This is a genomic window from Micromonospora sp. WMMA1996 (genome assembly GCF_002573675.1).
Taxonomy (GTDB): domain Bacteria; phylum Actinomycetota; class Actinomycetes; order Mycobacteriales; family Micromonosporaceae; genus Micromonospora; species Micromonospora sediminicola.
The window spans coordinates 1,205,944-1,225,041 of record NZ_PDHU01000001.1 but is presented as its reverse complement, the minus strand read 5'-3'; the positions used below and the strand labels follow the sequence as shown (position 1 = coordinate 1,225,041).

Genomic DNA, 19,098 nt, shown 5'->3' with positions numbered 1-19,098 from the left:
CGGCCCCCGCCGTACGCGCGTCTCAGCGGGTGATCTGGACCCCGGCGTCGGCCAGCGCGGTGATCGCCGGCATGGACTCACCGAAGCCGATCAGCAGCACCGCCTCCGGACCGAAGCCCTTGATCTCCTGGGCGAGGCCACCGAAGTCGACAGGCGTGTTCGGGTCCTCCGGCGGCAGGTAGGTGAGCAGCTTGAGCCGGTCCGCGCCGACGCCGGCCTTCTCCAGCTCGGCCCGGACGTTCTCCTGGAGACCCTCGCCGTAGGAGTCCTTGCGGGCCAGGATCACGATCTTGCGAGGCCCGTCCCGCAGCATCACGTCGGCCAGGGCGCGGCCCTGGAGGCTGTCCGGCGGCGCGGTGCGGAAGTAGAGCCCCTTGTCGTCCACGGTGCTCAGGCCCGCGTCGGTGTTCGACGGGGAGAACAGGATCCGGCCGGCGGCCACCACGTCCGGCAGCACCGCGCGGGAGATTCCCGAGGCGCCGGCGCCGATGATGACCTGGACGCCCTGCCCGACGTGCGAGGCCACCGTCGCCTTCGCCACCGCCGGGTTGGTGCCGTCGTCGCCGTCGATCCACTTCACCGGCTCGCCGAGCACACCGCCGGCCGCGTTGACCTCGGCGAGGGCGAGCGCCGCGGCGGCCGCCATCGGCGGGTACGCCAGCGCCAGGTCACCGGTCTTCGGCAGCAGGCCGCCGAGCACCAGCGGGGCGTCCTTCGCCTTGCCGTCGCGCACCTTGCGACCGCGCGGCGGAGCCTTGCTGCTCGCGCCCGAGTCCTCACCCGCGCCGACGAACTCGGTCTTCGCGTCGTCGATCTTCTCGTTGTCGAAGTGCAACGTGCCGTAGCTCGCGGTGGCCGGCTCGCCGGTGTCGGTGAACCCGGCCCGGGTCAGCGACACGCCCCGGTACTCGATGTCCTGCCCGGCGCGGGCGAGCTGGAGGCAGGCCGCCACCTCGTCGCAGCGCTGACCGCCGGTGGTCACCCCGACGATCTGCTTGGCGATCTCGGCCGGCGCGGTGGTGCCGGCGAGCTGGGCGGCCAGCGCGCTGATCACCACGGCGTCGTACGACTCCGCCGAGTACAGATAGTCGGTCAGCTTCGGGTCTACGTTGCGTAGCCGCTCCTTGAAGCTCTCCGGCAGCGGCGTGAGAGGGGTGGTGCCCTTCATGCCGTTGAGGAGATCCGCCCGGTCCTTGAGGGACGCGGCGTAGGAGTTGAGCATGTTGCCGTCGGTGCCGTAGAGGCGTACCTGGGTGGTGGTCGCGTCCTTCGGCTCGTCGCTCCCGCAGGCGCTGGTGGCGAGCAGGAGCGCCGCGCAGGCCGTGGACAGGGCCGCGCGCGACGTGCGTGTTCTCAGCATGGTCGTCCTTCCTCGGGCGAAGGTCCGCTGCGCACATTAGCGTGCCGGCGCGGCGGGCGGGACTGTGGAGTGGGCTCCGTCGGCACCCCGACTGCGGGAATCACTGTGCGTGATCGTCGGGCCGATCCGGGGTCACCGCTTGACCCCCGGCGCTACTGTTCCGCAGGTGACCGACGAAGCACAGCAGACGCTGGACGACGCGACCGCCGTGCTCCGTTCGGCGCTGGTCGGGGACGGCGCCGGCGTGGTCGGCGCCTTCGACGCGGTCGTCGACCGCTCGGGGCTGTCCGGGGCGTACGGGGTGGCCTGGTGCCTGGCCGCCACCATGCTCGGCGACGACGCGCCCGCAGGTGCCGCCGCGCTCGACTTCCCCGGCATCGACCAGGCCGACTACGACACCCGCTGGGTGGCGCGCTTCGTCAGCGCGTGCGCCAACGACGACGCCGACACCGGCGAGGCGCTGTTCGGCGCGGCGGCGGCCGACGGGCTGCTGCCCGACTGCCTGCTCACCCTCGCCGGCTCGACCATCGCCACGTTGCGCAGTCGCGAGGACTGAACGCTCGCGCCCGACGGCGCTGTGATAGCTCTGGGGCATGTCCGAGGCGATGCTCAGCAAGGTGCGCAAGCTGCTCGCCCAGGCCGAGGACCCGGCCTGCACCCCCGCCGAGTCGGCCGCCTTCATGGCCAAGGCGACCGAGCTGATCGCCCGCTACGGCGTCGACCGCGCGCTGCTGGCCGCCGCCGACCCGACCCGTGACCCGGTGGGCGACCGGGTGGTCGAGGTGGTCGCCCCGTACGCCCGGGACAAGGCCGGCCTGCTCGCGGCGGTCGCCGACCCGCTGCGCTGCCGCTGCGTACGCCGCCGGCAGGGCTCCGGGTTCGCCATGCACCTGTTCGGCTTCGCCAGCGACCTGGAACGGGCCGAGCTGCTCTTCACCTCGTTGCTGGTGCAGGCCGCCCACGGGTTGGCCGGGGCGGTCGTGCCGGACGGCGAGCATCCGGCCGCGTACCGGCGCACCTGGCTGGCCGGTTTCGCCCAGGTCGTCGCCGAGCGGCTGCGCGCGGCGGAGGCCGGCGCGGTCGCCGAGGCCGGGGCGCCGTCGATGGCGCTGGTGCTCGCCGACCGCTCCGACCGCGTGCAGCGGCGGCTCGCCGAGGTGTACCCGCGGCTGCGTACCGCCCCGCGCCGCCGCCTCGCCGGAGGTGGCTACGGCTCGGGCGCGGACGCCGGCCGCCGGGCCGACCTGGGCGGTACGGGGTTGGGTGGCCCGGGCGTGGGCCGGGGCATCACCGGCTGACCGCCTCTCGGCTCCGGTCAGTCCTCCGCGCGGGCCGCCGTCGCCAGGTAGCGGCAGAGCAGCTCGTGCCAGCCCGCGGTGAGCGCCTGGCGGTAGCCCTCGGCCGCCGCGCCGTGCCGGTCGAAGTAGCGGTGCTCCACGTCCACCCGGGTCGACCCGGCGTCCTCGGGATGGAAGAGGACCTCCACCTCGCTGGCCCGCGCCGGATCCGGCACCGGCACCCGGTCCGGCCCGATCTGCCAGGTGAAGACCAGCCGCCGGGGCGGGTCCCAGGTCAGCACGCGGCCCCAGTCGTTCCGGAAGCCGTAGGGGCCGATCTCGTAGAGCATGCCGCCGGCCCGCGGCTCGATGCCGAGCCCGGCCAGCGCCTGCGGCCCGGACCAGGTGTATTCGCGGACCCACCAGTCGGACAGCGCGCCGGTGAAGACGGCGTACGCCCGCTCCACGGGCACGGGGACCAGGAGGCTGCTGCGGAGGGAGAAGCGGTCGGATTCCTGCCGGACCTCATCCGGATCGGCCATCTCCTGTCCCATAGGCCCGGACCATACCGGCTCATGTCTCGCTGTGCAGCTTTCGTCGCGCCCGCTTCCGGACAGCGGGAAACCCGTGTTTCCGACAGCCGGGACGGGCGGAATCGTCGATCGACGGGACCCGGTCGCGGCCGACGGATGCCGTACCGCAAAGCGGGTAACCGCCGCTGACCCGGACCGGACGGACCGGCCGACGGGGGAGCGGGGAGCATGAGCGAGAGTCGAGCCAGCGAACGCGTGCCGGAGCCTGCCGACGAGCGGCCGGAGCAGGGGGGCGGCGCCGGGCCGGAGCCGGACGTCCTGCTCGACGTGCCGGAGCTGTCGGTCGACGAGATCCGGCTGACGGTCGACGGGCTGGACGCGGACCTGTCGTTGCGGGCCCGGCTGGCCAACCTGCTCCAGCTCGACGCGGGCGTCCGGGTGCACCTGGAGGGCGTCGAGCTGGACATCACCGGCGTCCGGGCCGAGGCGCTGCTCAAGGTCCGGTTGGAGAAGCTGGTGCAGATCCTGGACCGGGCGCTGACCACCATCGACCGGAACCCACAGGTGATCGACGCGCTGGCCCGGTCGGTCGGGGCGACGGTCGAGGACGTGCACCGCGCGGCCGGTCAGCTCGGCGCGCCGGTCGTGGACCGGGCGGCGGCCGAGGTCACCGCATCGGCGGTCCGGCCGGCCGAGGAGACCGCGGCCGAGTTCGCCGCCGGCTCGGGGGTCGGCAGCGGCCCCGCCCGCGAGAGCGAAGGCCCGGAAGCCGGGCCCGAAGCCGGCTCGGGCTCCGCTCCTGACGCCGACTCGGGAGACGGGGGCTCCGGCCGCGACGCGGGGCCGGGCGGCGAGGGTGGTCGAAGCGGCGACGCCGGGTCGGGTGGTGCGGGTGGCACGAGCGACGACGCCGGCTCCGGCCCGGGTTCGGCCGCCGGCGCGGCGCAGCTGGCGGGTCAGGCCGGGCAGACGTTGCGGCAGGCGGGCCGGAGCGTGTGGGAGGCGATCCAGGGCGGCATGGCCCAGAACCGCCCCCCACGCCGGGACCGCTGACGTACCCGCGATCTCAGGCGGGGTCCGCGCCGGGGTCGAGGGCCGTGTGGCGGGTGAGCAGCGCCCGAAGGGCGTTGATCTCGGCGAGCAGGGCCCGCCGGCCCTCCCGGGTGATCCGGATCCAGGTTCTCGGACGACGACCGTGGTAACCCTTCTCCACCTGGATCAGGCCCGCGTCCTCCAGCACGGTGAGGTGCCTCGACAGGTTGCCCGCGGTGAGTTCGAGGGCCTCCCGGAGATAGACGACCTCCACCCGCTCACTCTCCGCGGCGATGGTCAGGATGCCGAGCCGGTGCCGTTGGTGGACGGTGTCGTCGAGGCCGTTCGTCGGGTACGCCGGCGCGCTGCGGGGGCCGTCCTCGGTGCTCACGCGTACCCATTGTGCTGCTGCTTGGCGGCGGCGAGCGCGACACCCCCGCCGATCAGCAGGACCGGCACGGGAAGCAGGGCCGCCAGCATGAAGCTGAACCGGTGGAGGTCGCCCGGTTGCAGGTCGGCGACCTGGAACCAGGCGTTCACCGCGACGAGCACGGCGGTGTAGAGACCGACCACGAGCCACAGGCGTCGGCTGCGTTCCAGGTGGGCGAGGACCGCCAGGCCGAGGGCGATCACGAGGTGCGGCAGCATGCCGCGGTTGGCGGCGCCGAGCAGCGGGCCGGTCAGCCACCGGGTGCCGTCCGACACCGGCGCCGCGGTGTTGAACAGCAGGAACTCCAGCACGACGGGGAGGACGAGGCCGACGAGCGTGCCGGCGATGCCGGCGACGACGTACGCCCGGGTCGGGGTCTGCACGCCGGAGCGCCGGCCGTGCCGCCGGTACCAGGCGAGGCTGAGCAGGTAGCCGCCGACGAGCGCGGCCAGCCAGTACCAGCCGAGCGCGGCCGACCGTTCCAGGAAGTCGCCGCCGAGGCCGGTGAGCGGCGGGTTGTCCTGGACGGCGCGCAGGGCGGCGGGTTCCGTCGACTCGACGTACAGCGGCGCGGCCGCGACGGTCAGCACGCCGAACAGCACCAGCGGGAACCAGTACGCCTGGCGGGCCGCCCGCGCTCTGCGGCGCAGGGTGGTCACCGAGTCGAGCAGTTCCTCCGGGCTCTCCTCGCGAGGTGACGGTGCGGACGACATGGTTCCTCCCGGGGCATCGAGCTACTGTGACCCAAATAGGTTTGCATTACAAACCTTGAGGCGCAAGAGGATTGACAGGTCTTCCTACGCTCGACGTCATGAGAGCGCTGGTCGGCTTGCTGGTGGTCATGGCGGTGCTGATGATCGGGGCGGTCGTCCTGGTGGCCCGGCGGGACCGGGCGCGGCTGTCCGGGCCGGAGGACTCGACCGCCGCGCGCGACGCCCGATCCGAGCAGGAACGGCACGCGGCCGAGCGGCACGGCGTGCAGGGCGAGGTGTGGCGTCGCGGCCAGACGCCGCAGTGAGTCGCGTCAGTCGCGTCGGAGGTCGGCGACCAGCGCCGCGACCTTCGCCCTGATCTCGTCGCGCACCTGCCGCACCACGTCGAGAGGTTGCCCGGCGGGGTCGGTGAGCTTCCAGTCCTCGTACCGTTTCCCCGGGAAGACCGGGCAGGCGTCCCCGCAGCCCATGGTCACGATGACGTCGCTGGCCTGCGCCGCGTCCCAGGTGAGCCGGGCGGGGGTCTGGCCGGTGATGTCGATGCCGACCTCGCGCATGGCCTCGACCGCCACCGGGTTGATCCGGTCGGCGGGCTCGCTGCCGGCGGAGCGCACCTCCACGGCGTCGCCGGCGAGGTGGCGGAGCCAGCCGGCGGCCATCTGGGAGCGGCCGGCGTTGTGGACGCAGACGAACAGCACGCTGGGCGTGGTCATCGGGCTTCGTCCTCCCTGGTGAGGTGGGGCAGGACCACGGCGTCGGCCGTGTCGGCGGCGTGCGGGTACCAGACGGCGAGGGCGGCGACGGCGACCACGCCGCCGACGAGTTGGGCGGCGACGAAACCGGGCACCGAGGCCGGGGCGATGCCGGCGAACGTGTCGGTGAGGGCTCGTCCGACGGTGACCGCGGGATTGGCGAACGAGGTGGACGAGGTGAACCAGTAGGCCGCGCCGATCCAGGCGCCCACGGCCGCCGGCGCGGCGGCGGTCCGGCCGGAGCGGGCGAGCGCGAAGACCAGGACGACCAGGCCGGCGGTGGCGACCACCTCGGCGAGCCAGAGGTGCCCTTCGGCGCGTCCGGTGCGGGACCAGGTCACGGCCGGCAGGCCGAACATGAGGTGGGCCAGGACCGTTCCGGCAGCCGCGCCGCCGGTCTGGGCGGCCGCGTAGGCGGCGAGGTCCCGCCCGGTGAGGCCGGTGCCGGCGCGGCGGCCGAGCCACCAGTCGACCGCCGACACGACCGGGTTGAAGTGGGCGCCGGACACCGGCCCGAACATGAGGATCAACGCACCCAGGGCGAGCGCGGTGGCGACGGCGTTCTCCAGGAGTTGCAGGCCGACGTCGTCGGGTGAGAGACGGGTGGCCGCGACCCCGGAGCCGACGACGGCGGCGACCAGCAGCGCGGTGCCGGCGAACTCCGCGGACGCCCGCCGGGCCAGGGCGAGGCTCACGCGCCGCCGTCCCCGGTGGAGATCTCCAGCAGCGCGCCGAGTTGCCGGAACGCGTCGGGTCGTACCCGGTACCAGACCCAGGTGCCGCGCCGCTCCGAGTCGACCAGGCCGGCCTCCCGCAGCACCTTGAGGTGGTGCGAGATGGTCGGCCCGGACAGGTCGAACGCCGGGGTCAGGTCGCACACGCACATCTCCGGCACCGAGGCGATCATCGACATCAACCGCAGCCGGACCGGGTCGCCGAGCGCCTTGAACATCGGCGCCACCACCGCCGCCTGGTCCGCCTCCATCGGGCGCACGGCGATGGGCGGGCAGCAGGCGACCGCGTTCAGGTCGACGACCGGCAGCGACTGTTTCGACATTCCTCTAGGTTGACAGATTTCAAAACAGTAGGCAAGGTGGGTGCTGCTTCGAAAAACATCTAGACAAGGAGGCGTCATGTCCCGTGTCCAGCTCGCCCTGCGCGTGGCCGACCTCGAAGGCTCCGTGGCCTTCTACAGCAAGCTGTTCGGCGTCGAGCCGGCCAAGCGCCGCCCCGGCTACGCCAACTTCGCCGTCGAGAACCCCCCGCTGAAGCTCGTCCTGCTCGAAGGGGAGGCCGGCCGGCCCACCGTGATGGACCACCTCGGGGTCGAGGTGGCCAGCACCGACGAGGTCGCCGCCGCCACCGGCCGCCTCACCGACGCCGGGCTGGTCACGCTGGAGGAGAACGACACCGAGTGCTGCTACGCGCTCCAGGACAAGGTCTGGGTGCGCGGCCCGGGCGACGAGCCGTGGGAGGTCTACACCGTCAAGGCCGACTCCCCGCAGCTGGCCAAGGCGGCCGAGAGCACCTGCTGCGCCTGAGCGGCGGGGTCGCCGGGCATAGAGCAAGATCCCCACCGGCGTTTCCGCTGGTGGGGATCTCTGTAGCCCGGCGAAAGGCTATGTGGCCAGGGGCGGGGTCGAACCGCCGACCTTCCGATTTTCAGTCGGACGCTCGTACCAACTGAGCTACCTGGCCGTGGTGCTCGGCACATGCTACCGCATGGGCCGATACGCAGAACGCCGCGCATGAGGTGCGCGGCGTCAGCGCTTGCGGTCCTGACGGGACTTGAACCCGCGACCTCCGCCTTGACAGGGCGGCGAGCACTCCAACTGCTCCACAGGACCTGGCTGGTGTTGCATCCGGCGTGAGCCGGACCGTGCCCCCAACGGGATTCGAACCCGTGCTACCGCCTTGAAAGGGCGGCGTCCTGGGCCGCTAGACGATGAGGGCGGCCCCGCCATCATTGCACACTCGCAACTTCAAGCGGACTTGCTCCCATCCGGCCCCGCCGGAGGCATGAGAAGCATATGCCATGCCTCCTCGGACGACCAAACCGGTATGGCCGCCGGCACACCTGCGGACAAGAGCGCAGGTCAGGCGTGGTTTCACCGGAGCCGGACGATCCCGTACCGCCGCTTGAGGTCCGGAATCAGGTGCCGGCAGGCCGCCATCGTCTGGGTCCGGTCGCCGCCCGCGTCGTGCATCAGCACGACCGAGCCGTGGTGGGTCGCCGACTCCACCCGCTTGATGATCGTCTTCGCCGGCGGGTGGTCCCAGTCCTGCGGGTCGACGCTCCAGTGCAGCGGACGCAGCCCGAGCTGCCGGACGACGGTGAGCTCCTCGGCGGTCCAGCGGCCGCCGGGCTGTCGGAACCAGGTGATCGGCGCGCCGGGGGCGGCGGCGTGGATGGCCCGGTTGGTCCGCTCCAGGTCGGCCCGGATCTCCGCCACCGGACGCCGGCCGAGGTCGACGTCGTGGTGCCAGCTGTGGTTGCAGAGCTGGTGACCCTCGCGGACGATCTGTGCGACCAGCTGCGGGTAGCGCCTGGCCTGCCGGCCCACCACGCAGAACGTCGCGGTGACGCGGGCCGCCCGGAGCTGGGCCAGGATCTGCGGCGTGTAGCGGGGGTCTGGACCGTCGTCGAAGGTCAACGCCACCCCGGGGCTCCCACTGGCCCGGTGCAGGCCCGGCGGCAGCTTCTTCGGCACCGGCCGCAGCTTCGGCTTCGGCGGTGGGGTGGTGCGGGTCGGCCGCGGCTTCGGGCTCGGGGTCGGGCTCGGCTCCGCCGTGGCCGAGGCCGACGGCTGGGCGGTGACCTTCTCCGGGGTGTTGCCCGGATCGCCGCAGCCGGTGACGAGGAGCACCAGGCCGAGGGCGAACGCCAACAGGGTGCGGGGACGCATCTGTCGCTCCCGGAGGGGGTCGGGGTCAGACGGACTTTCCGACCGTAGTGGACGCCGCCCCGGAGCGGAAAGGCCCTCAGCCCGCCGCCGACTGGTCCAGCGAGTCCCGTACCGCCACGGCCAGCGAGAGCGCCTCGGCCAGATCCACCGGTCGGACCACCCCGGCCGGCAGCGAGTCGGCCCGCCACCCCGGCCCGGCGGCGAGCACCAGCAGGGGCCGGCGCGGGACCGCCAGCAGCGCGGAGAGCTGGTGCGGGCCGGCCGTGGCCCGGGTGTGCGACCAGAGCACCACGGCCGCCGGCCCGGTCCGGTTGACCGCCTCGACCAGGGCGGCCACCGGCACCCGGGCGCCGAGCATGCGGTAACTCACACCGGCCTCCGCCAGCGCGGCGGCCAGCGCCTCCAGTGGCAGCGAGTGCTGCTCCTCGTCCGCGCAGGAGAGCAGGATCCGGGGCGGTCCGACGGTCGGGTGCGCCCGGGCCACCGAGGCGAGCGCCTCGGAGACGCACCGGGACATCAGGTGCTCCACCTCGATCAGCCCGGCCGTGGCCGCGTGCCGCTCCCCGATTCCGGCGAGCACCGGGCGCAGCAGGCCCTCCCAGGTCGCCACCACCCCGTCGGTGGCGAGCGAGTCGCCGATGGTGCGGCCGATGGTGACCGAGTCCAGGCGCATGGCGGCCCGGGCCAGGCCGCGGGCGACCGGCCCGGCCCGGCCGACCGGGATGGTGGTGCCGCCGCCGTCGCGGACCGTGGAGGTACGGGCCTTCAGGCCGAGCCGGTCCGGTGGGAGCACGGCCGGTGCCTGGCGGGCCCAGCGGGCCGCCTCGGCCGGCGCGACGCCCTCCCCGGTGAGTCGCCGCATGATCTCCAGGCGGGCGAGGTCGGCGGGTGTGTAGCGCCGGTGGTGGCCGGGCACGTGTTCGCTCGGGCCGAGGCCGTAGCGCTGGTGCCAGGTGCGCAGGGTGGTGACCGCCACGCCCAGCCGGCGCGCGACCGCCCCCGCGCTCAGTGCCTCATCGGCCACCCGACCGCTCCGGTGCCTCGTCGGCCGGCGCGCCGGACCGGGCCACGCCGACCGGGTGCAGGAGCCGGTTCACCACGCCGCCCAACCAGGGGGCGTACGCCCGCGGGTCGGTGTCGAGGTCGGCCAGCACCGCCACCGGGTCCACCCAGCGCAGGTCGGCCACCTCGTCCGGGTCGGGCCGGGTCGGCAGGTCGGCGGGCACCTCGGCGCGCAGCACGTGGTCGTACTCGAACTCGACCCGGCCGGTGGCCGGATCCTCGGCGTAGTAGAGGTAGACGCCCACCTCGGTGAGGTCCACCGCGCCGAGGCCGAGTTCCTCGGCGAGCCGGCGGTTGGCGGCGTCGGTCAACGACTGGCCGGGCAACGGGTGCCCGCAGCAGGAGTTGGCCCAGCGGAGCGGGAACCGGGTCTTGACCGCGGCCCGCTGCTGGAGCAGCACCCGGCCGTCCGGGTCGACCAGCAGCACCGAGAAGGCCCGGTGCAGCCGGCCGGGCGGCTGGTGGGCGGCGGCCACGGTGGTCTCGCCGAGCACCCGGCCGTCGTCGTCCACCAGCTCGACCAGGTGCTCCTCCCGGCCCATCAGGAGTCCCCGGTGATGCGCGCGGCGGCCAGCTTGCCGCTGATCAGCACCATCGGCACGCCCACCCCGGGCTGGGTGCCGGAGCCGACGAAGACCACGTTGCCCAACGTCTTGTGCAGGTTCGACGGGCGGAACGGGCCGGTCTGGAAGAGGCTGTGCGCGGCGGCGAACGGGGTGCCGGCGGCCATGCCCTGCGCCGCCCAGTCGGCCGGGGTGACCGCGCGCAGCACCTCGATGCCGTCGCCGAAACCGACGTAGCCGCGCTCCTCCAGCGTCGCCACGAGCTGACCGGCGTAGCGGTCGGTGAGGTCACCGGACCAGTCGAACGGCGCCCGGTCGAGGTTGGGCACCGGGGCCAGCACGTAGTAGGTGTGCTTGCCGGCCGGCGCCACCGACGGGTCGGTGCGGCTCGGGTTCGTCACCAGCAGCGACGGGTCGGTCATCAGCTCGCCTCGCCGGATCACCTCGTCGAACGTGCCCTTCCAGGCGCGTCCGAAGTGGATGTTGTGGTGGGCGATCTTGCCATAGCCCTGCTTCGAACCGACGTGCAGCACCACGCACGACGGCGAGTAGGTGAGCCTGCGCTGCCGGCTCTCGGGCAGCAGCTCCTGGTAGGCGACCGGCAGGTCGGGGTTGAGCACCACCACGTCGGCGGGCACGAACTCGCCGTCGGAGGTGACCACCCCGGTGGCGCGGCCGTGTGCCGTCTCCACCCGGCTCACCGTGGTGCCGTACCGGATCTGCACGCCGTGCTTCTCCGCCGCGCCGGCCATGCCCCGGGAGACCGCGTGGATGCCGCCGCGCGGGAAGCTCACCCCGGCCACCGAGTCGAGGTACGCGATGACCGTGTAGATGGCCAGCGCGTCGTGCGGCGACAGCCCGGCGTACATCGCCTGGAAGGAGAAGATCCGCTGGGTACGCGGGTCGCGGAAGAACTGGTTGATCTTCGTCTGGAGTCGCCGGAACGCGCCGTTGGCGAACAGCTTCAGCAGGTTCCCGGTGAGCAGGTCGGTCGGCGCGTCGAGGTTGCGCTCGATGAAGTCGGCGCGTTCCCACTTCCACAGGTTGCGGGCGTAGTCGACGAAGCGCAGGTAGCCGTCCGCCTCCCGGGGGCCGCAGACCTTGGCGATCTCGGCGGCCATCCGGGTGGTGTCGGTGATGACGTCCAGCGTCGACCCGTCCGGGTAGTAGGCGCGGTAGGCCGGGTCGAGCGGGGTCAGGTCGAGCCAGTCGGTCAGCTCCTCGCCCACCGCGCCCAGCGCCTCGGCGATCAGGTCGGGCATGGTGAGGACGGTCGGGCCGGTGTCGAACTCGTACCCGTCGACGCTGAGCCGGCCGGCGCGCCCGCCCGGCACCGGCTCGCGTTCCAGCACGGTCACCTGCCGGCCCCTGCCGGCCAGGTGCAGCGCGCACGCCAGCCCACCCAGCCCGGCCCCGACCACGACCACCCGGTCGGTCCGTCCGTTCACGGTGCGCATTCCGGCTCCCTTGCTCGTGCTCACGAAGGTGCTCATCAGGACCGCCGCGCGGTGGCGGCGGTGGCGAGGCCGGTCAGCGCGGTGCGCGCCGTCTCGTCGATCGGTGCGGTGTCGAGCGCGGCCAACGCCTCGGCGACCCGCTCGGAGATCATCCGTTCCACCCGGGTGGCGGCCCCGGTGTCCCGGACCAGGTCGGCCAGCCGGGCCACCTCGCGGTCGCCGGTGACCGTGCCGGCCCGGTCCAGGGCCCGGCGCTGGGTCGGGTCGGCGAGCTGCCGGGCCAGCATCAGCAGCGCGGTCGGCTTGCCGGTACGCAGGTCGTCCCCGGCCGGCTTGCCGGTGGTCTCCGGGTCGCCGTAGACGCCGAGCAGGTCGTCGCGGAGCTGGAACGCCTCGCCGACGGCCAGCCCGTAGCGGGTGTACGCGGCGATCAGCGGACCGTCCGCGTCGGCGCCGGCCAGGCAGGCGCCGAAGAGCAGCGGACGCTGGACGGTGTAGCTGGCGGTCTTGTAGCGGGCCACCCGCAGCGCCCGGTCGACCGACCAGTTGGCCGCGTCGTGCTCGCCCAGTATGTCGAGGAACTGCCCGGCGACCGTCTCCACCCGCATCTGGTCGTAGCAGCGACGCACGTCGAGCAGCCGGTCCGCCGGCACGGCGGCGTGCGCCATCAACCGGTCGGCCCAGACCATGCAGAGGTCACCGATGAGCACGGCGACCGCCTCGCCGTAGCGGTCGGGGTCGCCGGCGTGCCCGGCGGCCCGGTGTCGCGCGGCGGCGGCCCGGTGCGCGGTGGGCAGGCCGCGCCGGGTGTCGGAGGCGTCCATCACGTCGTCGTGCACCAGCGCGAACGTGTGCAGCAGTTCCAGCGCGGACAGGGCGGGCAGCACGTCCTGCACCGCCGCCTCGCCGCCGATCACCCCGCGCCAGCCCCAGTACGCGAACGTCGGGCGGACCCGCTTGCCGCCGGCCAGCACGGCGTCGCGTGCCGTCGCGGCGAAACCACCCATCGCTGCGTCGATCTCGGTGAGTGAGTCGACCTCGGTGGCCAGGAATGCCGCCAGGGTGTCGTCAACTCCCTTGACCAGGTCTTTCGTGAACGCGGCCAGTACGCCGCGGACCGGATCGTCCGTCGCTTCCGGCTGTGCCGGCGCGACGCGGAGCGCATTACCCGCAACTGCGTCGTTGGCCATGTGGGGGAGCGTACCCTAGGGTTACGAGTTGCGTCGATTGCTGCGTCGAAAACCGAGGAGGGCCGGTGGACACCGATCTCACCGCTGCCTATGACCGTTGCCGCGAGCTGCACCGGCGTCACGGCCGTACCTACTATCTCGCCACCCGGCTGCTCCCCGCTTGGAAACGACGGCATGTGCACGCGTTGTACGGATTCACCCGCTACGCGGACGAGATCGTCGACCGCACCGAGGACCTGCCGCCGGCCGAGCGGGCCGCCCGGCTGCGCGAGTGGTCGGACCGGTTCGTCGCCGGCCTGCACGGTGCGTCGGTCGACGACCCACTGCTGCCGGCGGTGCTGCACACCATCGCCGTGTTCGACCTGGACCGCGACGACTTCGCGTCGTTTCTGCGCAGCATGGCGATGGACCTGACGGTCATGTCGTACCCGACCTACGACGACCTGCTCGACTACATGGAGGGCTCGGCCGCCGTCATCGGCACCATGATGCTGCCGATCCTGGGCAGCTCCGACCCGGCCGCCGCCCGCGAGCCCGCCCGCCAGCTCGGCTTCGCGTTCCAGCTCACCAACTTCATCCGGGACGTCGCCGAGGACCTCGACCGGGGTCGGACCTACCTGCCCGACGAGGACCTGGCCAAGTTCGACGTCACCCGCGACGACCTGCTCGCCGCCAAGGCCGCCGGACGCACCACGCCCCGGATCCGCGAACTGATCGAGTACGAGGTGACCCGGGCCCAGGCGCACTACCTCGCCGCCGCGCCGGGCATCCCGCTGCTCAACCCCGCGTCGCAGGCGTGCATGCGCACGGCGTACGCGCTCTACGGCGGGATCCTCGACGAGGTGGCCGGGCAGGGCTTCGACGTCTTCGTCCGGCGGGCCCTGGTGCCGCAGCGCCGGCGGATGTCGGTGGCCGCCCGGGCGCTGCTCACCCCGACCGGCACGCCGGTGCGGGTGCCCGGCCCGGCGCTCCAGCCGGCCCTGGCCGGATGACCGAGCGCACGGCGGTCGTGCTGTTCACCCGCGACCTGCGGGTGCACGACCACCCGGCGCTGGCCGCGGCCGTCTCGGCGTTCGACCGGGTGGTGCCGCTCTACGTGCTCGACCCGGCGCTGCAGAAGCTCTCCCCGAACCGGACCCGGTTCCTCCACCAGAGCCTCGCCGACCTGCGCGAGGCGCTCCGCAGGCGCGGCGGCGACCTGGTGGTCCGGCGCGGCGACCCGGTGGCCGAGACCGTGAAGCTGGCCCGCAAGGTGGGTGCCGAGGGGATCGGGCTCTCCGCCGACGTCAGCCGCCACGCCCACCGCCGGGAACGCCGCCTGCGCGCCGAGTGCGACCGACACCGGATGTTCCTGCGCCTCTTCCCCGGCCTGACAATCGTCGAGCCGGGCGCGCTGCGGCCCGCCGGGGGCGACCACTACCGGGTGTTCAGCCCCTACTTCCGGGCCTGGCAGGGTGTGCGGCTCCGGGAGGAGCTGGCCGCGCCGAAGCGGATCCGGCTGCCCGAGGGCGTCGACCCGGGCCGGCTGCCCGACCCGCCGAAGGGCGACAGCCCGGACGCCGCCGAGGGCGGGGAGAGCGTCGCCCGGCGCCGCCTCACGACGTGGCTGCCCACCCTCGACCGGTACGACGACATCCACGACGACATGGCCGGTGACGACACCTCCCGGCTCAGCCCGTACCTCCGGTGGGGTTGCGTCTCGCCGCTGGCGGTGGCGAACCGGGCCGGCGACCGCGACGGCCCGTTCGTCCGGCAGCTCTGCTGGCGCGACTTCTACCACCAGGTGGTCGCCGGCTTCCCCGACCTGTCCACCACCGCCTACCGGCGGGGCGCCCGGGAGGACTGGCGCGACGACCCGCACGCGCTGGAGGCCTGGACCGAGGGGCGGACCGGCATGCCGATCGTCGACGCCGGCGTGCGGCAGCTGCGCGCCGAGGGCTGGATGCACAACCGGGCCCGGCTCATCACCGCCGGCTACCTGACCAAGCACCTCGGGCTGGACTGGCGGCCCGGGCTGGAGGTCTTCTTCCGCTGGCTGCTCGACGGCGACCGGGTCAACAACTCGGGCAACTGGCAGTGGGTGGCCGGCACCGGCAACGACACCCGGCCGTACCGCGGCTTCAACCCGGTGCGGCAGGCCGAGCGCTACGACCCGGACGGCGCGTACGTGCGGCGCTGGGTCCCCGAGCTGGAGTCGGTGCCGGGCAAGGCCGTGCACCAGCCGTGGCGGCTGCCCGACGAGACGCGTCGGGCGCTCGACTATCCGCCGCCGCTGGAGGTGCCCGGCGCCGACCCGGTCTGGTTGCGCTGACCGGGGCGTAGCGGGCGGGCGGCACCGCCGGTGACGACAGGTCAGAGGCAGGGGTGCAACGCCTCGACCAGCTCGTCCACCCGGTCGTGGTCGGCCAGCCGCGCCGTCACGTAGGCGAAGGTGTAACCCCGATCCGGGTCCGCCCAGGCGCTGCTGCCGCCGATCCCACCCATGCCCCAGCTGCCGTCCGGCTCCCACTGCATGCCCAGCGTCCAGTGCGCCGTCCGGTCCAGCACCAGGTCCGGGCCGGCGTACTGCACCCGGGTCGCCTCGGCGACCAGGTCGGGGCCGAACAGGCGTACCCCGTCGAGGGTGCCGCCGGCCAGCAGCCCGGCGTAGAGCCGGGCCAGCGCGGACGCGGTGGCGTGCAGGTTCACCGCCGGGATCTCGGCGGCCCGCCAGCGGTCGCCGTTCACCACGGCGACGTCCCGCCCGCCCGGCGGGTTGTCCAGCGCCCGGGCGCGCAGCGAGCCCGGCTCGCCACGCACCAGGTCCGGCCAGCCGGGGTCGCCGTAGGACAGGTCGGCGCAGCGCCGCCGGTCCGCCGGTCCCAGGCCGAAAGCCAGGTCCAGCCGCCACGGACCGGCGATCTCCTCGGCCAGGAAACGGCCCACCGACCGCCCGTCGACCCGGCGGACCACCTCGCCCACCAGGTGCCCGTACGTCCAGGCGTGCTCGCCCGCGACGGCGCCCGGCGTCCACTCGGGTTCGGCGGCGGCCAGGTCGGCGCAGAGCAGGTCCCAGTCGGTGATCGCGGCGGCGGGCCGGGGCAGCGGGAAGGCGGGCAGCCCGGCGGTGTGGGCGAGCACCTGCCGTACGGTCGCCGGGGCGCGGAACCCCGGCCAGTACGCGGCCACCGGCGCGTCCAGATCCACCCGCCCCCGGTCGACCAGCAGCAGCAGGCAGAGCGCCACCACCGGCTTGCCCACCGAGTAGACGTCGACGAGCGTGTCCGGCCGCCACGGCCGGTCCGCGCCGGCGGCCGGCACCACCACGCCCGGCGGGACCGCCGCCGAGGTGCCGCCCACCAGTTCGATCACCGGTACGCCGTCGTGCCACACGGTCAGCGCGGCGCCGGTCTCCCGGCCGGCGGCGAAGAGGTCGTGGAAGCAGTCCCGGACCGGGGCGAAGCGCGTGTGCATCCGGCGACTGTAGGACGTCGGGTTCGTCACCGGCACGGGAAATCCGGCCGGGTCCGGTGGCCGGCGACCCGACGGTGCGGAATGCTGGCGGAATGGCGGAGCCGGAACTGGTGGACGTGGTCGTGGTCGGGCTCGGGGTCGGCGGCGAGGAGGTGGCCGGGCGGCTCGCCGAGGCCGGCCTCACCGTGGTCGGCGTCGAACGGGACCTGGTCGGCGGCGAGTGCCCCTACTGGGGGTGCGTGCCGAGCAAGATGATGATCCGGGCGGCCAACGCGCTGGCCGAGGCGCACCGGGTGAACGAGCTGGCCGGATCCGCCCAGGTGCGACCCGACTGGGCGCCGGTGGCGAAGCGGATCCGCGAGGAGGCCACCGACACCTGGGACGACACGGCGGCGGTGGACCGGTTCACCGGCAAGGGCGGCCGGTTCCTCCGGGGCAGCGGCCGGCTCGACGGCCCGAACCGGGTCCGCGTCGGCGACCAGGTGTTCCAGGCGCGGTACGGCGTGGTCCTCGGCACCGGCACCCGCCCCTCGGTCCCGCCGATCGACGGGCTCGCCGACACCCCCTACTGGACCAACCACCAGGCCATCGAGGTGGAGGAGCTGCCCGCGTCGCTGCTGGTGCTCGGTGGCGGCGCGATCGGGCTGGAACTGGCCCAGGTGTTCGCCCGGTTCGGCGTCCGGGTCACGGTCGTCGAGGCGGCCGACCGGGTGCTCGCCGTCGAGGAGCCGGAGGCGTCCGCGCTCGCCGCCGAGGCGCTGCGCGCCGACGGGGTGGAGATCCACACCGGGGTCAAGGCGGGCCGGGTCAGCCACGACGGCAGCGCGTTCACCGTGCACGCCGACGACGCCACGTTCACCGGCGAGAAGCTGCTCGTGGTGACCGGCCGCAAGGCCCACCTGGAGGAGCTGGGGCTGGACACGGTCGGCGTCGACGCCGGGCAGCGCTACCTGCCGGTCGACGACCGGATGCACGTCACCGAGGGAATCTGGGCGGTCGGCGACCTCACCGGCGAGGGCGCGTTCACCCACATCGCCATGTACCAGGCCGGCATCGTGGTGGCGGACGTGCTCGACCACATGCGGCGCGCCAAGGGCGGCCCGGACGCCAGCGGCACCGCCAGCGTGGTCGGCGGCGCGGCCGGGGTGGTCAGCGCGGTCGGCGGCGCGATGAGCGCGGGCGGCTCGACGGTCGCGCCGGGCAGCGTCCCGGTCGCCGACTACCGGGCGCTGCCCCGGGTCACCTTCACCGACCCGGAGGTGGGCGCGGTCGGCCTCACCGAGCAGCAGGCCCGCGAGCGCGGCGTGAACGTTCAGGTCGGGTACACCGACCTGACCTCGTCGGCCCGCGGCTGGATCCACAAGACCGGCAACGCCGGCTTCATCAAACTGGTCGCCGACGCCGACCAGGGCGTGCTGGTGGGCGCCACCTCGGCCGGCCCGACCGGCGGCGAGGTGCTCTCCGCGCTGGTGGTGGCCGTGCACGCGGCGGTGCCGATCAGCCAGCTCCGGCACATGATCTACGCGTACCCGACGTTCCACCGGGCCGTCGAGGACGCGCTGCGCAACCTGAAGTGACGCCTCAGCCGGCCGGCGCGCCGTGCCGGCCGGCCCCGGCGGCGAACCGGCCCGCGCCGTGGACCCCGTCCACCGCCAGCGACTCCATGCCGTAGGCCAGCTCGGTGGCGAGCGCCTCCGGCTCGGGCCGGCCGGCGCCGGCGAGCAACGCCGCCCGGTCGTTGCGCAGGCAGGTCTGCGGATGCCGGGCGATCCCGGCCGCCAGCCGCTCGGCCTCCGCCCGGGCCGCACCGGGCGCGACCAGACGGTTCACCAACCCCATCGCGTACGCCTCGTCAGCGGGCACCGGGCGGCCGGTGAGGATCAGGTCCATCGCGCGGCTCTCCCCGATCAGCCGGGGCAGCCGCACCGTGCCACCGTCGATCAGCGGTACGCCCCACCGTCGGCAGAACACGCCCAGCGTCGCGTCCGACTCGGCGACCCGCAGGTCGCACCAGAGCGCCAGTTCCAGGCCGCCGGCCACCGCGTACCCGGAGATCGCGGCGATCACCGGCTTGGACAGCCGCATCCGGGTCGGGCCCATCGGCCCATCGCCCTCGGGCTCGACCCGGTTGCCGCGCGGGGTGCCGATCGCCTTGAGGTCGGCGCCGGAGCAGAACGTGCCGCCCGCGCCCCAGAGCACGGCCACCGACGCGTCCGGATCGGCGTCGAAGGCGCGGAACGCGTCGGCCAGGGCCCGGGCGGTCGGTCCGTCCACGGCGTTACGGGCCTCCGGCCGGTCCAGGATCACCGTGGTCACGCCGTCGGCGTGCTCGACGCGTACACCCATGGGGTCAGCATGCCCCCGACGTCG

General features: G+C 74.0%; 22 protein-coding genes and 3 tRNA genes. 8 read left to right on the top strand and 17 right to left on the bottom strand.

The features are described from left to right. Positions 1 to 22 precede the first annotated feature (22 nt). Positions 23 to 1,360 (bottom strand): ABC transporter substrate-binding protein, encoded by a 1,338-nt coding sequence (locus tag COO58_RS06035; protein ID WP_098744123.1) that lies wholly within the window; start codon positions 1,358 to 1,360, stop codon positions 23 to 25. Positions 1,361 to 1,526: 166 nt separating this feature from the next. Here COO58_RS06035 and COO58_RS06030 point away from each other — a divergent pair, with 166 nt between their 5' ends. Together COO58_RS06030 and COO58_RS06025 are read left to right on the top strand one after the other, a co-directional pair. Continuing rightward, the gene (locus tag COO58_RS06030; protein ID WP_091565673.1) at positions 1,527 to 1,916 is read left to right on the top strand and encodes a hypothetical protein; all 390 of its coding nucleotides are present in this window, start codon (positions 1,527 to 1,529) and stop codon (positions 1,914 to 1,916) included. Between the two features lie 37 nt (positions 1,917 to 1,953). Further along, positions 1,954 to 2,658 carry a DUF2786 domain-containing protein gene (locus COO58_RS06025; protein WP_098744122.1) on the top strand — a complete coding sequence of 235 codons (705 nt, stop codon included), beginning with the start codon at positions 1,954 to 1,956 and terminating at the stop codon, positions 2,656 to 2,658. 17 nt (positions 2,659 to 2,675) lie between these two features. Here COO58_RS06025 and COO58_RS06020 read toward each other — a convergent pair whose 3' ends face one another. Beyond that, positions 2,676 to 3,191, bottom strand: a complete 516-nt coding sequence (locus tag COO58_RS06020) for an SRPBCC family protein (protein ID WP_172967872.1) — start codon at positions 3,189 to 3,191, stop codon at positions 2,676 to 2,678. A gap of 207 nt (positions 3,192 to 3,398) precedes the next feature. Between COO58_RS06020 and COO58_RS06015 the strand changes: the two genes are divergently transcribed. After that, positions 3,399 to 4,223, top strand: coding sequence for a hypothetical protein (locus tag COO58_RS06015; protein ID WP_098744120.1), 825 nt, complete (start codon positions 3,399 to 3,401; stop codon positions 4,221 to 4,223). A gap of 13 nt (positions 4,224 to 4,236) precedes the next feature. Here the strand turns inward: COO58_RS06015 and COO58_RS06010 are convergent, their stop codons facing one another. Together COO58_RS06010 and COO58_RS06005 are read right to left on the bottom strand one after the other, a co-directional pair. Next, complete coding sequence (locus COO58_RS06010) at positions 4,237 to 4,593, bottom strand: transcriptional regulator (protein ID WP_091565662.1); 357 nt, start codon at positions 4,591 to 4,593, stop codon at positions 4,237 to 4,239. Beyond that, positions 4,590 to 5,345, bottom strand: a complete 756-nt coding sequence (locus COO58_RS06005; protein WP_091565659.1) for a hypothetical protein — start codon at positions 5,343 to 5,345, stop codon at positions 4,590 to 4,592. Before COO58_RS06005 ends, COO58_RS06010 begins: the two co-directional genes overlap by 4 nt. A gap of 98 nt (positions 5,346 to 5,443) precedes the next feature. Between COO58_RS06005 and COO58_RS06000 the strand changes: the two genes are divergently transcribed. Then, positions 5,444 to 5,650 (top strand): hypothetical protein, encoded by a 207-nt coding sequence (locus COO58_RS06000; protein WP_091565655.1) that lies wholly within the window; start codon positions 5,444 to 5,446, stop codon positions 5,648 to 5,650. 6 nt (positions 5,651 to 5,656) lie between these two features. On the opposite strand, the gene COO58_RS05995 is transcribed toward COO58_RS06000, so the two are convergent. From COO58_RS05995 to COO58_RS05985, 3 genes are read right to left on the bottom strand one after another with little or no spacing between them, the layout of a single operon-like run. Continuing rightward, on the bottom strand, positions 5,657 to 6,058 hold the full coding sequence (locus tag COO58_RS05995) for an arsenate reductase ArsC (RefSeq protein ID WP_098744119.1): 402 nt from the start codon (positions 6,056 to 6,058) through the stop codon (positions 5,657 to 5,659). Beyond that, a complete protein-coding gene (locus COO58_RS05990; protein ID WP_098744117.1) occupies positions 6,055 to 6,792 on the bottom strand; it encodes an aquaporin in 738 nt (245 codons plus the stop codon). The genes COO58_RS05995 and COO58_RS05990 overlap by 4 nt, the downstream gene beginning before the upstream one ends. Further along, a complete protein-coding gene (locus COO58_RS05985) occupies positions 6,789 to 7,154 on the bottom strand; it encodes a helix-turn-helix transcriptional regulator (protein WP_091565644.1) in 366 nt (121 codons plus the stop codon). The genes COO58_RS05990 and COO58_RS05985 overlap by 4 nt, the downstream gene beginning before the upstream one ends. A 76-nt stretch (positions 7,155 to 7,230) precedes the next feature. Here COO58_RS05985 and COO58_RS05980 point away from each other — a divergent pair, with 76 nt between their 5' ends. Further along, positions 7,231 to 7,638, top strand: coding sequence for an ArsI/CadI family heavy metal resistance metalloenzyme (locus COO58_RS05980; RefSeq protein ID WP_091565640.1), 408 nt, complete (start codon positions 7,231 to 7,233; stop codon positions 7,636 to 7,638). Between the two features lie 83 nt (positions 7,639 to 7,721). Here COO58_RS05980 and COO58_RS05975 read toward each other — a convergent pair. From COO58_RS05975 to COO58_RS05940, 8 genes are all read right to left on the bottom strand, one after another. Then, a tRNA-Phe gene (locus COO58_RS05975) sits at positions 7,722 to 7,795 on the bottom strand. Positions 7,796 to 7,870: 75 nt separating this feature from the next. Then, positions 7,871 to 7,944 (bottom strand) — tRNA-Asp (locus COO58_RS05970). 33 nt (positions 7,945 to 7,977) lie between these two features. Then, positions 7,978 to 8,050: transfer RNA gene (locus tag COO58_RS05965), tRNA-Glu, on the bottom strand. A 155-nt stretch (positions 8,051 to 8,205) separates the two neighbouring features. Next, positions 8,206 to 9,003, bottom strand: coding sequence for a polysaccharide deacetylase family protein (locus tag COO58_RS05960; protein WP_091565635.1), 798 nt, complete (start codon positions 9,001 to 9,003; stop codon positions 8,206 to 8,208). A gap of 76 nt (positions 9,004 to 9,079) precedes the next feature. Beyond that, positions 9,080 to 10,027, bottom strand: a complete 948-nt coding sequence (locus COO58_RS05955) for a MerR family transcriptional regulator (RefSeq protein ID WP_091565632.1) — start codon at positions 10,025 to 10,027, stop codon at positions 9,080 to 9,082. Continuing rightward, positions 10,017 to 10,610, bottom strand: a complete 594-nt coding sequence (gene idi / locus COO58_RS05950; RefSeq protein ID WP_091576711.1) for an isopentenyl-diphosphate Delta-isomerase — start codon at positions 10,608 to 10,610, stop codon at positions 10,017 to 10,019. The genes COO58_RS05955 and idi overlap by 11 nt, the downstream gene beginning before the upstream one ends. Next, entirely contained in the window at positions 10,607 to 12,085 is a 1,479-nt protein-coding gene (gene crtI / locus COO58_RS05945; protein ID WP_098744115.1) for a phytoene desaturase family protein, read from the bottom strand. The genes idi and crtI overlap by 4 nt, the downstream gene beginning before the upstream one ends. Before the next feature lie 35 nt (positions 12,086 to 12,120). Further along, entirely contained in the window at positions 12,121 to 13,275 is a 1,155-nt protein-coding gene (locus tag COO58_RS05940) for a polyprenyl synthetase family protein (protein WP_091565625.1), read from the bottom strand. Positions 13,276 to 13,340: 65 nt separating this feature from the next. Here COO58_RS05940 and COO58_RS05935 point away from each other — a divergent pair, with 65 nt between their 5' ends. After that, positions 13,341 to 14,267, top strand: a complete 927-nt coding sequence (locus COO58_RS05935; protein WP_091565620.1) for a phytoene/squalene synthase family protein — start codon at positions 13,341 to 13,343, stop codon at positions 14,265 to 14,267. Continuing rightward, entirely contained in the window at positions 14,264 to 15,586 is a 1,323-nt protein-coding gene (locus tag COO58_RS05930; protein WP_091565616.1) for a deoxyribodipyrimidine photo-lyase, read from the top strand. Before COO58_RS05935 ends, COO58_RS05930 begins: the two co-directional genes overlap by 4 nt. 41 nt (positions 15,587 to 15,627) lie before the next feature. On the opposite strand, the gene COO58_RS05925 is transcribed toward COO58_RS05930, so the two are convergent. Continuing rightward, entirely contained in the window at positions 15,628 to 16,728 is a 1,101-nt protein-coding gene (locus tag COO58_RS05925) for a serine hydrolase (RefSeq protein ID WP_091576708.1), read from the bottom strand. Positions 16,729 to 16,820: 92 nt separating this feature from the next. Here COO58_RS05925 and COO58_RS05920 point away from each other — a divergent pair, with 92 nt between their 5' ends. Continuing rightward, positions 16,821 to 18,305 carry an NAD(P)/FAD-dependent oxidoreductase gene (locus tag COO58_RS05920; RefSeq protein ID WP_091565613.1) on the top strand — a complete coding sequence of 495 codons (1,485 nt, stop codon included), beginning with the start codon at positions 16,821 to 16,823 and terminating at the stop codon, positions 18,303 to 18,305. Between the two features lie 4 nt (positions 18,306 to 18,309). On the opposite strand, the gene COO58_RS05915 is transcribed toward COO58_RS05920, so the two are convergent. Then, a complete protein-coding gene (locus tag COO58_RS05915; RefSeq protein WP_091565609.1) occupies positions 18,310 to 19,074 on the bottom strand; it encodes a crotonase/enoyl-CoA hydratase family protein in 765 nt (254 codons plus the stop codon). Between the last annotated feature and the right edge of the window lie 24 nt (positions 19,075 to 19,098).